Below are 12,771 nucleotides of genomic sequence, written 5' to 3' on the forward strand. Positions count from 1 at the left end.
CAAAAAAAACAGGAGCGAGTCATGTCTGCTGCTTTTCGTTTGCCGCTGGACGTTTTCTACGAGCGTGAGGCCCGTCATCCCCGCCAGCGCTTTCTGGTCCAGCCTGTCGCAGGTGGACAGGTCGAAACATTGACTTGGGCGGACGTCGCTCATCAGGCCCGTTGCGCGGCCCATTGGTTGCGCGCGCGGGACCTGCCGCAGGGCAGCCATATCGCCCTGATCTCGAAAAACTGTGCGCACTGGATCATTGCCGACCTGGCGATCTGGATGGCCGGGCATGTGTCGGTGCCGTTGTACCCCAACCTCACCGCCGAGACCGTTGCCCAGGTGCTCGAACACTCGCAGGCGCTGCTGGCGTTCATCGGCAAGCTCGACGACTGGCCAGGCATGTCCCGTGGCGTCGGCCCCGATCTGCCGACCATCAGCCTGCCGCTACATCCACCCGGTACGTTCGATTTCAGTTGGGCCGACCTGCAACGCAGCTCGCCGATCCAGGACGATCCCAAACCTGCCGCCGATCAACTGGCGACCATCATTTACACCTCCGGCACTACTGGCATGCCCAAAGGCGTGATGCACAGTTTTGGCACCCTGGGGTTCGCCACCACTCGTGGCACTGCGTTGTTCGGCCTCAACGAGTCGGACCGACTGCTGTCCTATTTGCCGCTATGCCACGTTGCCGAACGGATGTTCGTCGAACTGGCATCGATTTACACCGGCCAAACGGTATTTTTCGCAGAGAGCCTGGACACCTTTCTCACCGATCTGCAACGTGCGCGCCCGACCGCACTGTTTGGCGTGCCGCGCATCTGGACCAAATTCCAGATGGGCGTGTACGGCAAGATCCCGGCAAAACGCCTCGACTTCCTGCTCGGCCTGCCGATCATCGGCAAGCGGGTCGGGCATAAAGTCCTCGCCGGTTTGGGGCTGGATGCGTTGCGCATTGCGCTGTCCGGCGCTGCACCGGTGCCGCAGACCTTGTTGCAGTGGTATCGCAAACTGGGACTGGATGTGCTGGAGGTCTACGGCATGACTGAAAGCTGCGGCTATTCGCACATCGGCATGCCGGGCCAGAACAAACCGGGCTGGATCGGCAAGCCGTGCCCGGAAGTCCAAGTGCGGATCGCCGAGACAGGGGAGGTCATGGTGCGCAGTGGCGCGACCATGCTCGGCTATTACAAGGAACCGGAAAAAACCGCCGATACCATTACCGGGGACGGTTTCCTGCGCACCGGCGACAAGGGCGAGGAGGACGCCGAAGGCAATCTGCGCCTGACCGGACGCCTGAAGGAAATCTTCAAGACCAGCAAAGGCAAATACGTGGCCCCGGCGCCGATTGAAAATCGTCTGGCCGTGCACTCGCGCATCGAACAGGTCTGCGTGGTGGGCGATGGCTTGGGTGCACCGTTGGGCTTGTGCGTATTGTCGGCGGTCGGCCAGCAGGATGCCCGTGGGGCCGCGCGTGCCGGCTTGCATTCCAGCCTGGAAAAACTGCTGGAAGAGGTCAATGCGGCCCTCGACAAACATGAACGGCTGCGGCGCCTGGTGGTGGTCAAAGGCAGCTGGGCCGTGGAAAACGGCTTTCTCACCCCGACCCTGAAGATCAAGCGCAATGTGATCGAAGCGGCTTACGGTGAGCGCTTTGAAGAATGGAGCGAGCGCAGCGAAGCGGTGCTGTGGCAGGATTGATCCACGAACAATATCAACAAGGAAACCCTGCGATGAGCCTGTGGCGCACCACTCCCGACATCGAGCAGTTGAACGCTATCCAGAAAAACACCATCGGTGAAGTGCTGGACATCCGTTTCGAGGCCTTTGATGATGAGTCCCTGACGGCCAGCATGGTCATTGACCATCGCACTCACCAGCCTTACGGCTTGCTGCACGGCGGTGCCTCGGTGGTGCTGGCCGAGTCGGTCGGCTCCATGGCCAGTTACCTGTGCATCGATGCCAGCAAGTTCTATTGCGTGGGCCTGGAAATCAACGCCAACCATTTGCGCGGCCTGCGCAGCGGGCGGGTGACGGCGGTGGCCAAACCGATCCACATCGGCCGCACGACCCATGTCTGGGACATTCGGCTGACCAGCGATGAGGGCAAGGCCAGTTGCGTGTCGCGGCTGACCATGGCGGTGGTGCCGTTGGGTGAGAATCCGCCGGCGCGTTAAGGAGTACTCGATGCATGGCGACGGAACGTTGTCATTTCAATGCTGTTGCCAACGGGCATGTCCGGGTGCCCCGTCCACTCCCTGTTTGCTTGGGTGAAGTGGTCCAGGGTGAAGTCCGCATCGTCATATCTGAACAACTCGGCGGTACCGCGCTGCACATGTTGCCCCAAATAGGTTCGGGCTTCGGTGGGAGTCGCCATCGCACCAATGACTCCCGTCCGTAGATTGGGGTTTGCAATGGCATCGGTCAGCGGGGTGGACAGGCGTGTCAGCGAGGCGGTCAAGCCTGACCCGGCCGTGCGCGTAGCCCAGCCATACAGCACTTCCAGGCCATTCGGTCTGCTTAATGCATTCGTGCCCCGGGTGAAGGTGCCGCCGCGCCAGGCATTGATCATGACGATGGATGCGCCATCCAGACCTTCGACGGCAGCATTGATGGCGACGTCTGCGAGGGGTGGAAGCTCTTCGCGAATCACGCCGCCGGCGAACAGCAATCCTCCGTAGACGCCTGTGCGCAGGGCCGTCGCGACACCTGAGGGCGCGAGCGTAAGCCTGGAGCCCAGTTCTGCGCTGATGCGTTGCCCTGTTTCCCTTGTCAGATTGCCGGCCACGCTGCTGATGAGGCTGATGGCTACTTCATTTAACCCTTCAGGGTTGCTCAGATAGGCATAAAGCGGGGCAGCGGCACCTGCTGCCGCGCCCACCAGTCCACCCATGGCCGCGCCGATCCACTGCGCCGCGCGGTTTTCGCTGTATCGGGAAACGATATTGCTTCCCGCACCCATCCCCATGGATCCGCCCGCCAATGCCCCGACCGCAGCACCTGTTACGCTCAGCGCCAGATTGACGCCAGGGTCAATCGTCTGGATGTCCGGATCATCCGTGGGTGTGCTTGCCCATTGTGTCAGTCCTTGTCCCGCAAAGTACCGCAGAGCGCCACCAGCCAGGGCACTCACACCGTCACGGCCAATCGTCGCGGCGGCTGCGCTGAACACTTCTCCCACGGTGATCAGTCCCTGGAAATCCACGTGTCCGATCGGATTGCCATGCACCATGGCATACAGGTTCAACCCATCGGCAACTCCCGCCGGGTCCGCGTTCAGCCAGCGTTGGCACCAGGGTACGTAGTAGCGCAAACCGTAGTAGTACAACCCGGTGGCATCCCGTTCCTGGCCGCAATAGCGCAGCGTCTTGTAGCCGGCTTCGAGTTTGTTGCGACCGGCCCACCAGCAAGTTGCGCCGTAGGGGTAGTAACTTTCCCGGGAGATGAGCAAGGCCGCTGCGTCCAGCTCCAGGGCGCTGGAGCCCAAATGGTCGGAAAAACTGTAGCGATGCTGGTTCTGGGGAATGCCGGCTGGCGGTTCAGTCTGCCAGTGCAGGATTTGCACCGTGCTGCGTCCGGCCTTGATCGTCACGACATGCAAGGTCTCGTCGGCAGAAGTGCGGACTTCCACACCTGGCAAATATCGGGTTTCGTGGGTGCGGATCAATGTGCCGGTGTAGGCCTGACGGATTTTTCGCTGACGCAGGCCACTGCCGTCGTATACATAAAATTCGCAATCGTCCGGTTCATCTTCACGCACTACCTGGTCGACCTGCCGCAGTTGGTTGCGCAGATCCCATTGCAGGGTTTGCCCCGGTTGAAGCCCGATACGGTTGCCGTTGAGGTCATGACCGACGGTAATTTCCTGTTCGTCGGGCAGCTCGCCATCGGGCTTTTCGGGCAGACTGCGATTACTGAACCGGGCGACAGCTGTGCGTTCGGTACGGCTGGCGCTGTCGGCCTGATGCTGCATGACCGTCAGGTTGCCGGCCTCATCGTAGCTGTAGAAACGCGTGTAGTTTTCCAGTTGTCCGGGGTCGGCGGTGGACTGGAATTCCGGTAGCTGTGGTCCACCCGGCGCGTTGCGCCATTGCCGGCCACTGGCCTCGATCAGGCGGTAGAGGCTGTCGTAGCGGTAGCGACTGACTGGCTCGATGCGCTGGTTGCGGTGGAAGTGAGTCGCTTCAGAGGCGTCGGTGATGCAGGTGACATTGCCCACAGCGTCGTATTCGTAGGTCAGGTCTTGCAACGCCGGCTGCCCTGGGACATAGGCTTTCAGGTGTTCCAGTCGGCCGTCGTCGGGCCGATAAGTCGCACATGAAACAACGCCGTTTCCCGCGCGTTGTTGTTCGATCTGGCCGAAGGCGTTGTACTGAATGTCCCGGACCAGCGTCGTTACATCGGCCTGTCCGGCAAGGTTCAAGCGAGTTTCGCGCAGTTCGCCTGCACAGGTATGAATGAACGTCTGCCGGTTGCCCAATGCATCGGTCTGGCTGATGGTCTCACTGGCGGCACTGCAGTGAAGGCGAGTGATGGCTGGTCCGTTCTCCAGCAAGGCGTCGCGCTCCGGCTCCGGCTCGGGCCAGTCCACCAGCCATTGCGGATCGGCGATGAAGGTGCGGCCATGCTGCAGCGGCGTAGCGTTCAGACTGAACTCGGTGAAGCGCAGGGTGCCGGCGGTGTCGTCGTGCCGAGTCAACCGACCGCGCAGGTTTCGGCCGGCATCGGCGTCGGTATCGGCATAGGTGAATCGCGCGATACAGCGTTCCGATCCTTGCCATGCGCGCTCGAACGTAGCGATCGGGCGGCACTGCGGGTCATAGTTCACGCGGCCCTGGCTTAGCTTCTGATCCCAGCCTTCAACACTTTGCCCGTGCGCGCCGAACAATCCCAGGCGCCAGCCGGCGTCGCTGTTCAGCGAAAGCACGACAGCGCCCGACAAACTGAAGACGTTTTGCTGATTGGCTGCCGTCTGACCGTCTTGATGCAAACGGAACAGACGTGGATCACGAATCAGCACAGCGCGACCGGCGCCGTCATATTCCTGCCGGGTGATGCAAGGCTGCGGTGCCGACGCGCGCTCGCGCCGGTGATACGTCACACCGCGCACGCTCAGCCCGCGCGGGTCAAATACCTGGATGGCCGGAGTATTGGCATGGGTCATCGTGAGTTTGCCCATGATTTGGCGGGACAGTCCTTCTTATCCACTGGATGCCGGGTGGCAGTCAACTGTCAGAAATAACAGGTGCCGCCCTCAGTGGCGTCATAGCCACGGCAGGTCTGTCATCATTCCTGGCAGTTACGGTCATTGCTGCCGGACGCGGTCTTGCGGACAATCAATGCCTGTTCTCGCTCATGGATTTGCAGGTATGTCGCAACAGATCTTTTTCGCCCACGCCAACGGTTTTCCTTCGGGGACCTACGGCAAGCTGTTTGCGGCGCTGGCACCCGAGTTTCAGGTGACGCATCTGGAGCAGCACGCCCACGACCCGCGTTTCCCGGCGGACGACAACTGGTACAACCTGGTGGATGAGCTGATCCATCACCTGCAACGACAGGCCGAGCCCGTGTGGGGCGTCGGCCACTCCTTCGGTGGCGTGTTGCACCTGCATGCGGCCTTGCGCTGTCCTGAGTTGTACCGCGGGGTGGTGATGCTCGACTCGCCAGTGCTGACCCGAACCGATCGATGGGTCATCCGGGCGGCCAAACGCTTCGGCTTCATTGATCGCCTGACCCCGGCCGGCCGTACCCTCGGTCGTCGTGAAGAATTCGCCGACCTCGAAAGCGCGCGCAAGTATTTCGCCGGTAAAACCCTGTTTCGCGGCTTCGACCCGGAATGCTTCGATGCCTACCTGCAACATGGCTTGCACCAGGTCGGCGACAAGCTGCGCCTGCGGTTCGACCCGGCCACGGAAATCAGCATCTATCGCGGCGTGCCGCACACCAGCCCGGCCGGCACCCGGCAGTTGCGAGTGCCGCTGGCGGTGGTTCGCGGGCACGACAGCCGTGTGGTCATGCGCCATCACGCCAGTTCGGTCGACCGCCTGCCGTTGGGCGAGTCGTTGACCATGCCCGGTGGCCACATGTTTCCGCTCGAACGTCCCCTGGATACCGCTGAAATGCTCAAAGGCCTGTTCTACCGCTGGGACAGCCGTCGACAACAGGATTGCGCATGAACCACGTCGTCGAAGAGGTCCGCCTGAGCCTGCCGCACATCGAACTGGCGGCACACCTGTTCGGTCCTGAAGACGGTTTGCCGGTCATTGCCTTGCATGGCTGGCTGGACAACGCCAACAGCTTTGCCCGTCTGGCGCCGAAGCTCAAGGGCCTGCGCATCATCGCCCTGGACATGGCCGGTCACGGTCATTCCGGGCATCGCCCGCCGGGAGCCGGTTACGCCATGTGGGACTACGCCCACGATGTGCTGCAGGTCGCCGAACAGCTTGGACTGCGCAAATTTGCGTTGATGGGGCATTCGATGGGCGCCATTGCTTCGCTGATCATCGCCGGGTCGATGCCCGAGCGGGTCACCCACCTGGCGTTGATCGACGGCATCATTCCTCCTACAGACAACGGTGAAAACGCTGCCGAGCGCATGGGCATGGCCCTGCAAGCGCAACTGGATCTGCGGGAAAAGCGCAAACCGGTCTACGCCACCCTCGACCGAGCCATCGAAGCGCGCATGAAGGGCCTGGTGGCGGTCAGCCGCGAGGCCGCTGAACTGCTGGCTCAGCGGGGTCTGATGCCGGTGCCGGGCGGTTACACCTGGCGCACCGACAATCGCCTCACACTGCCATCGCCACTGCGTCTTACCACCGAACAGGCCATGGCCTTCGTCCAGCGGATCAAGTGTCCTGCAACACTGGTGGTTGCCGCCGACGGCATGCTCGCCAAACACCCGGAACTGCTGGAGCGTCTACCCTTTAGCCGGGAACAGCTGCCAGGCGGCCACCATTTGCACCTGAATGATGAGTTAGGTGCCGAGCTTGTCGCAGACTGTTTCAATCGGTTCTTCGCCATTCCTTGACTTGCGCCGGGCAACTGTCGAGGCTTGGCGGGTTGAAATGGGAGACAACCATGATAGATCTCTACACCGCTGCGACCCCGAATGGCCACAAGGTTTCTATCGTGCTCGAAGAACTCGGCCTGCCCTACACGGTGCATGCCCTGAGTTTCGACAAGAAGGAACAGAAGTCCGCGGACTTCCTCAAGATCAACCCCAATGGCCGGATTCCGGCGATTGTCGACCGCGCCAATGGCGATTTCGCCGTGTTCGAATCCGGCGCCATCCTGATTTACCTCGCTGAACAGGCCGGCAAGCTGATGCCGAGCGACCCCAAAGGACGTTCGCTGGTATTGCAGTGGCTGATGTTCCAGATGGGGGGCATCGGCCCGATGCAGGGGCAGGCCAACGTGTTCTTCCGCTACTTTCCGGAAAAACTCCAGGGCGCCATCGACCGCTATCAACATGAAACCCGCCGCCTCTACGAGGTGCTCGACACGCGGTTGCAAAGCGTGGAGTTCCTCGCTGGCGAGTACAGCATTGCCGACATCGCCACCTTTCCCTGGGTGCGCGGCTACGAGTGGTCGGGCGTCTCGGTGGAGGGCTTGACGGCGTTGCAGCGCTGGATGGCGACCCTGGAGGCCCGGCCGGCGGTGCAGCGTGGTCTGCAGGTACCGCAACGCGCCGATGAAGCCAGTGTCATCAAGGGCGCCCAGGCCATGCTGATCCGATGAGTCTATCCATGCGTTCATTCAGTTTGCTGGTGCTGTGCAGTTTCAGTCCCTTGTCGTTCGCCGCCGATGTTCCGGGCAGTCAGGACCTGCCGATAGTGCCGCGCATGGTCGACGCCAGGATCGTCGATTATCGCCCCGCCGCCGAACTGGAGCGGATCTACCCGTTGGGTTCGATTCGTAAAATCAGTGGCCAGTTACGTTTCGACGGTCAGGTCAGTGCCCGCGGCAACGTCACTTCGGTGACCTACGAGTTGCCATCGGAGCATTCATCCATCGAGGCGTTCACCGCTGCCCGCGAGGCTTTGCAACAGCAGGGCGCCGGGTTGCTCTTTTGGTGCCAGGCGCGCGATTGCGGCGAAAGCAGCCTCTGGGCCAATCAAGTCTTCGGCAACGCCAAGCTGTACGGCGCCGACGATCAACAAGCCTATCTACTGCTGCGACTGGCCGCTCCGAGGGACAACACGCTCGTCGCGCTGTACAGCATCACCCGCGGTAATCGCAAAGCCTACCTGCATGTCGAACAGTTCGAAGCTTCGGCACCGCTGGGCGAGCTATTGCCGACTTCTGCGACCTTGCTGCGTGAACTCAAGAGCACCGGTGAGCTCGATTTTTCCACGTTGAACAGCGCACCTGACGAGACCTGGCTACGCCTGATTTCTCGCGGACTGAATCTGGACACCACTTTGCGGGTCAGTATTTCCGGAGCGAATGCCGAAGCCTGGCGTCAGGCCCTGATTGGCCAGGGCGTGCGTGCCGCGCGGATGGAAACCGGCAGTGCCGAAGGCTCTGGCCTGCACATCGAGCTATTGCGCTAGGCTGTACCTGGCGAGCGTGCGCGCTGCGTTCGCCTACTCTTTTGCGGACTGACTTTTTCGAGACTTTTGATGATCAATAACGATCGCCTGTTGGTGCAGATCCTGCTTGTGGCGTTGTTCGGCGCGAGTTTCTGGGTGATGGCGCCGTTCTGGTCGGCGATGTTCTGGGGCGCGGTCCTGGCATTTGCCAGCTGGCCGCTGATGCGCTTGTTGACCCGTTGGCTCAATGGCCGCGAGTCTCTGGCGGCGGCCTTGTTAACGCTGGGGTGGATGGTGCTGGTAGCGGCACCGCTGGTGTGGCTGGGTTTCAACCTTGCCGATCATGTGCGAGATGCCACGGCATTCATCAAGGATGCGCAGGTCGAGGGGCTGCCCGAAGCACCGGTGTGGCTGGGTTCGATTCCCTTGGTGGGCGAGCGGCTGGTCGGGATCTGGAACAGCATCGATGAGCAGGGCGCGGCGATGATGCTGTCGCTCAAGCCTTATCTGGGGCAGGTGGGTAACTGGTTGCTGGCGCGCAGCGCGCAAATCGGCGGCGGTATTCTCGAACTGACCCTGAGCATCGTCTTCGTATTCTTTTTCTATCGTGACGGGCCGCGTCTGGCGGCGTTTGTCCTCACGTTGCTGGAGCGGCTGATTGGTCAACGGGCCGGCTACTACATCGACCTGGTGGCGGGCACGGTACAGCGGGTGGTGAACGGTGTGATCGGCACCGCGGCGGCCCAGGCGATCCTGGCGCTGATCGGGTTCCTGATTGCCGGCGTACCGGGTGCGTTGGTGCTCGGCATCGTGACGTTCATGCTCAGCCTGATCCCGATGGGCCCGCCGCTGGTATGGATTCCGGCAACCGCGTGGCTGGTCTGGAAAGGCGAGTACGGGCTGGCCATATTCCTCGGCATCTGGGGCACATTCGTCATCAGCGGTGTCGACAACGTGCTCAAGCCGTACCTGATCAGCCGTGGCGGTAACCTGCCGCTGGTCATTGTGCTGCTTGGGGTGTTTGGCGGGTTGATTGCCTTTGGCTTTATCGGCCTGTTCATTGGCCCGACGTTGCTGGCCGTGGCCTACAGCCTGTTGATCGACTGGAGCAAGACCCAGGCACGGGCTGAAGATCGCCGGCCCTGAAATTTGTATTCTGCCTAGGGCCTTTTGCTCGGAACGCCGCCCGGAGCAAGCCCGCTCCACACAGGTTCTGTTGAAGTATCAGGTGCATGTTGCGGTTGCCGAGGGTAGCGGGCCCGGGTGTTGCGGGCGTGTCGTGTATGTATCGAGCTCGACACAATGGCCTTGAAGGCTAGTCTTGCCAGAGCCGTCGCGACGATTTACCGATCATCGGGTCCCGCAGCGGCGCTGGTTCCGCTACAATGCGCGCCGATTTCGACTTGCCTGAGAGCCCACTCATGTCCGCCTGCCAGACTCCTATCATCGTCGCCCTGGATTTCCCTACCCGTGACGCCGCACTGAAGCTGGCCGATCAGTTGGACCCGAAGCTGTGCCGGGTCAAAGTCGGCAAGGAACTGTTTACCAGCTGCGCTTCGGAAATCGTCGGCACCCTGCGCGACAAGGGTTTCGAAGTGTTCCTGGACCTCAAGTTCCACGACATCCCGAACACCACCGCGATGGCCGTCAAGGCGGCTGCGGAAATGGGCGTGTGGATGGTCAACGTGCATTGCTCTGGCGGTCTGCGCATGATGGCTGCATGCCGTGAAGTGCTGGATCGGCGTAGCGGTCCGAAACCGCTGCTGATCGGCGTGACCGTGTTGACCAGCATGGAGCGTGAAGACCTGGCGGGTATCGGTCTGGACATCGAACCGCAAGAGCAGGTTCTGCGCCTGGCCGCCCTGGCGGAAAAAGCCGGGATGGACGGCCTGGTGTGCTCGGCCCTGGAAGCCCAGGCCCTGAAAACGGCGCATCCGTCGCTGCAACTGGTGACCCCGGGAATTCGCCCGGCGGGCAGCGCCCAGGACGATCAGCGCCGTATTCTGACGCCACGCCAGGCGCTGGATGCCGGTTCCGACTATCTGGTGATCGGTCGTCCGATCAGCCAGGCGGCGGATCCGGCCAAGGCGCTGGCTTCGGTCGTGGCTGAAATCGCTTAAACACCGCTAAACCTGTAGGAGCGAGCCTGCTCGCGATGAGGGCGTATCAGTCGACCTTTATGCTGGCTGATACACCGCCATCGCGAGCAGGCTCGCTCCTACATTGGTTTGGTGTTAAACCTTCAGTACCAACTTCCCGAAATTCTCGCCATTGAACAATTTCATCAGCGTCTCCGGGAAGGTCTCCAGTCCTTCGACGATGTCTTCCTTGCTCTTGAGCTGCCCCTTGGCCATCCAGCCGGCCATTTCCTGGGCGGCGCTGGCGTACTGGGCGGCGTAGTCCATCACTACAAAGCCTTCCATGCGCGCGCGGTTGACCAGCAGCGACAGGTAATTAGCCGGGCCCTTGACCGCCTCCTTGTTGTTGTACTGGCTGATGGCACCGCAAATCACCACCCGCGCCTTCATGTTCAGGCGGCTCAACACCGCGTCGAGAATGTCGCCACCGACGTTATCGAAATACACGTCGACGCCTTTCGGGCACTCGCGCTTGAGGCCGGCAAGGACGTCTTCGCTCTTGTAGTCGATAGCACCATCGAAACCCAGTTCATCGATCAGGAACTTGCACTTGTCCGCGCCGCCGGCGATGCCTACCACACGGCAGCCTTTGATCTTGGCGATCTGCCCGGCGATGCTGCCGACCGCGCCGGCTGCACCCGACAGCACCACGGTGTCACCGGCCTTCGGAGCGCCGACGTCGAGCAGGGCGAAGTACGCCGTCATTCCGGTCATGCCCAGTGCCGACAAGTAACGTGGCAGAGGTGCCAGTTTCGGATCGACCTTGTAGAAGCCTCGCGGCTCGCCGAGGAAGAAATCCTGCACGCCCAGGGCCCCGTTGACGTAATCCCCGACCGCGAACCCCGGGTTGTTCGAGGCAATGACTTTGCCTACACCCAAGGCGCGCATGACTTCGCCGAGCCCGACCGGCGGGATGTAGGACTTGCCCTCATTCATCCAGCCACGCATGGCCGGGTCCAGGGACAGGTATTGGTTTTCGACCAGGATCTGACCCGCCGCCGGTTCGCCGACCGGTATTTCCTGGTAGGTGAATGTCTCGCGGGTCGCCGCGCCGACCGGACGTTTGGCGAGCAGGAATTGGCGATTGGTCTGGGAGGTCATGGCAGGCGCTCAAGATGAATGAAGCTTTGTTGATAGCCGGTCAGGGACGATGCCGCAAGTTCGGCTGATGCGGCGAATGCAGGTTGATCCAGTGCAGTGATAGTTGGTACGGCAGTTCCATCACTGCAACTCATGGGCGCCCAACCGGAGCCTTGATAGTGCTGCCGAGTTCAAGACCTCCATGGCTAGACTGGTCCTGCGCGATTCCCCGCTTTCTTCTCTTCGAGGACATAACAATGAGCATGACGTTTTCCGGCCAGGTGGTTGTGGTGACAGGCGGGGCGGCCGGTATCGGCCGTGCGACCGCCCAGGCATTTGCCGCCGAGGGCCTGAAGGTCGTGGTGGCCGATATGGATACGGCGGGCGGTGAGGGCACGGTGGCGCTGATTCGTACAGCCGGTGGCGAAGCGACCTTCGTACGCTGCAACGTTACCCTGGAAAGCGATGTAAAAAATCTGATGGAGGAGGTGATCAATACTTACGGTCGCCTCGACTATGCCTTCAACAATGCCGGCATCGAAATCGAGAAAGGCAAGCTGGCCGAAGGTACGCTCGACGAGTTCGACGCGATCATGGGCGTCAACGTCAAAGGCGTCTGGTTGTGCATGAAATACCAATTGCCGCTGCTGCTGGCGCAAGGGGGCGGCGCGATCGTCAATACGGCATCGGTGGCCGGCCTTGGGGCTGCGCCGAAAATGAGCATCTACGCGGCCTCCAAGCATGCGGTGATCGGCCTGACCAAGTCGGCGGCCATCGAGTACGCCAAGAAAAAGATCCGGGTCAATGCGGTATGCCCGGCGGTGATCGACACGGATATGTTCCGTCGCGCTTATGAAACCGACCCGAAAAAAGGCGAGTTCGCCAACGCCATGCATCCGGTCGGTCGCATCGGCAAAGTCGAAGAGATCGCCAGCGCGGTGCTGTACCTGTGCAGCGATGGCGCGGCGTTCACTACGGGGCATTCGTTGGCAGTGGACGGTGGCGTAACAGCGTTCTGAAGCAATGCATCGCTA

General features: G+C 61.5%; 11 protein-coding genes. 9 read left to right on the forward strand and 2 right to left on the reverse strand.

Features of this window, described 5'->3' with window-relative positions; translation table 11 throughout:
- Positions 1 to 21 precede the first annotated feature (21 nt).
- On the forward strand, positions 22 to 1,689 hold the full coding sequence (locus tag ACM6IK_RS17005) for an AMP-binding protein (RefSeq protein WP_414875242.1): 1,668 nt from the start codon (positions 22 to 24) through the stop codon (positions 1,687 to 1,689).
- A 32-nt stretch (positions 1,690 to 1,721) separates the two neighbouring features.
- A complete protein-coding gene (locus ACM6IK_RS17010) occupies positions 1,722 to 2,165 on the forward strand; it encodes a hotdog fold thioesterase (RefSeq protein ID WP_414875243.1) in 444 nt (147 codons plus the stop codon).
- Here ACM6IK_RS17010 and ACM6IK_RS17015 read toward each other — a convergent pair.
- Complete coding sequence (locus tag ACM6IK_RS17015; protein WP_414875244.1) at positions 2,162 to 5,167, reverse strand: RHS repeat-associated core domain-containing protein; 3,006 nt, start codon at positions 5,165 to 5,167, stop codon at positions 2,162 to 2,164. The genes ACM6IK_RS17010 and ACM6IK_RS17015 overlap by 4 nt on opposite strands.
- A 190-nt stretch (positions 5,168 to 5,357) precedes the next feature.
- On the opposite strand from ACM6IK_RS17015, the gene ACM6IK_RS17020 reads away from it, so the two are divergent.
- The 6 genes from ACM6IK_RS17020 (at position 5,358) to pyrF (ending at position 10,639) form a co-directional block, all read left to right on the forward strand.
- Positions 5,358 to 6,164 (forward strand): alpha/beta fold hydrolase, encoded by an 807-nt coding sequence (locus ACM6IK_RS17020; RefSeq protein WP_414875245.1) that lies wholly within the window; start codon positions 5,358 to 5,360, stop codon positions 6,162 to 6,164.
- Complete coding sequence (locus tag ACM6IK_RS17025) at positions 6,161 to 7,015, forward strand: alpha/beta hydrolase (RefSeq protein WP_414875246.1); 855 nt, start codon at positions 6,161 to 6,163, stop codon at positions 7,013 to 7,015. The genes ACM6IK_RS17020 and ACM6IK_RS17025 overlap by 4 nt, the downstream gene beginning before the upstream one ends.
- Before the next feature lie 50 nt (positions 7,016 to 7,065).
- Positions 7,066 to 7,725 (forward strand): glutathione S-transferase family protein, encoded by a 660-nt coding sequence (locus ACM6IK_RS17030; RefSeq protein ID WP_414875247.1) that lies wholly within the window; start codon positions 7,066 to 7,068, stop codon positions 7,723 to 7,725.
- Positions 7,726 to 7,733: 8 nt separating this feature from the next.
- Entirely contained in the window at positions 7,734 to 8,540 is an 807-nt protein-coding gene (locus tag ACM6IK_RS17035; RefSeq protein ID WP_414875248.1) for a DUF4892 domain-containing protein, read from the forward strand.
- 69 nt (positions 8,541 to 8,609) lie between these two features.
- Positions 8,610 to 9,665 (forward strand): AI-2E family transporter, encoded by a 1,056-nt coding sequence (locus ACM6IK_RS17040; protein ID WP_414875249.1) that lies wholly within the window; start codon positions 8,610 to 8,612, stop codon positions 9,663 to 9,665.
- Positions 9,666 to 9,940: 275 nt separating this feature from the next.
- A complete protein-coding gene (gene pyrF, locus ACM6IK_RS17045; protein ID WP_414875250.1) occupies positions 9,941 to 10,639 on the forward strand; it encodes an orotidine-5'-phosphate decarboxylase in 699 nt (232 codons plus the stop codon).
- A gap of 114 nt (positions 10,640 to 10,753) precedes the next feature.
- On the opposite strand, the gene ACM6IK_RS17050 is transcribed toward pyrF, so the two are convergent.
- The gene (locus tag ACM6IK_RS17050) at positions 10,754 to 11,758 is read right to left on the reverse strand and encodes an NADP-dependent oxidoreductase (protein WP_218427395.1); all 1,005 of its coding nucleotides are present in this window, start codon (positions 11,756 to 11,758) and stop codon (positions 10,754 to 10,756) included.
- Between the two features lie 236 nt (positions 11,759 to 11,994).
- Between ACM6IK_RS17050 and ACM6IK_RS17055 the strand changes: the two genes are divergently transcribed.
- Positions 11,995 to 12,756, forward strand: a complete 762-nt coding sequence (locus ACM6IK_RS17055) for an SDR family oxidoreductase (protein ID WP_414875251.1) — start codon at positions 11,995 to 11,997, stop codon at positions 12,754 to 12,756.
- Positions 12,757 to 12,771: the final 15 nt, after the last annotated feature.

This window comes from Pseudomonas sp. IT-196MI5, assembly GCF_949767415.1.
Classification (GTDB): Bacteria; Pseudomonadota; Gammaproteobacteria; order Pseudomonadales; family Pseudomonadaceae; genus Aquipseudomonas.

Bases quoted from the DNA above. Each gene is read 5' to 3' on its own strand.
- ACM6IK_RS17015 (WP_414875244.1), bottom strand. From the start codon at position 5,167: ATGGGCAAACTCACGATGACCCATGCCAATACTCCGGCCATCCAGGTA.
- ACM6IK_RS17025 (WP_414875246.1), top strand. From the start codon at position 6,161: ATGAACCACGTCGTCGAAGAGGTCCGCCTGAGCCTGCCGCACATCGAA.
- pyrF (WP_414875250.1), top strand. From the start codon at position 9,941: ATGTCCGCCTGCCAGACTCCTATCATCGTCGCCCTGGATTTCCCTACC.
- ACM6IK_RS17030 (WP_414875247.1), top strand. From the start codon at position 7,066: ATGATAGATCTCTACACCGCTGCGACCCCGAATGGCCACAAGGTTTCT.
- ACM6IK_RS17035 (WP_414875248.1), top strand. From the start codon at position 7,734: ATGCGTTCATTCAGTTTGCTGGTGCTGTGCAGTTTCAGTCCCTTGTCG.
- ACM6IK_RS17050 (WP_218427395.1), bottom strand. From the start codon at position 11,758: ATGACCTCCCAGACCAATCGCCAATTCCTGCTCGCCAAACGTCCGGTC.
- ACM6IK_RS17005 (WP_414875242.1), top strand. From the start codon at position 22: ATGTCTGCTGCTTTTCGTTTGCCGCTGGACGTTTTCTACGAGCGTGAG.
- ACM6IK_RS17040 (WP_414875249.1), top strand. From the start codon at position 8,610: ATGATCAATAACGATCGCCTGTTGGTGCAGATCCTGCTTGTGGCGTTG.
- ACM6IK_RS17055 (WP_414875251.1), top strand. From the start codon at position 11,995: ATGAGCATGACGTTTTCCGGCCAGGTGGTTGTGGTGACAGGCGGGGCG.
- ACM6IK_RS17020 (WP_414875245.1), top strand. From the start codon at position 5,358: ATGTCGCAACAGATCTTTTTCGCCCACGCCAACGGTTTTCCTTCGGGG.
- ACM6IK_RS17010 (WP_414875243.1), top strand. From the start codon at position 1,722: ATGAGCCTGTGGCGCACCACTCCCGACATCGAGCAGTTGAACGCTATC.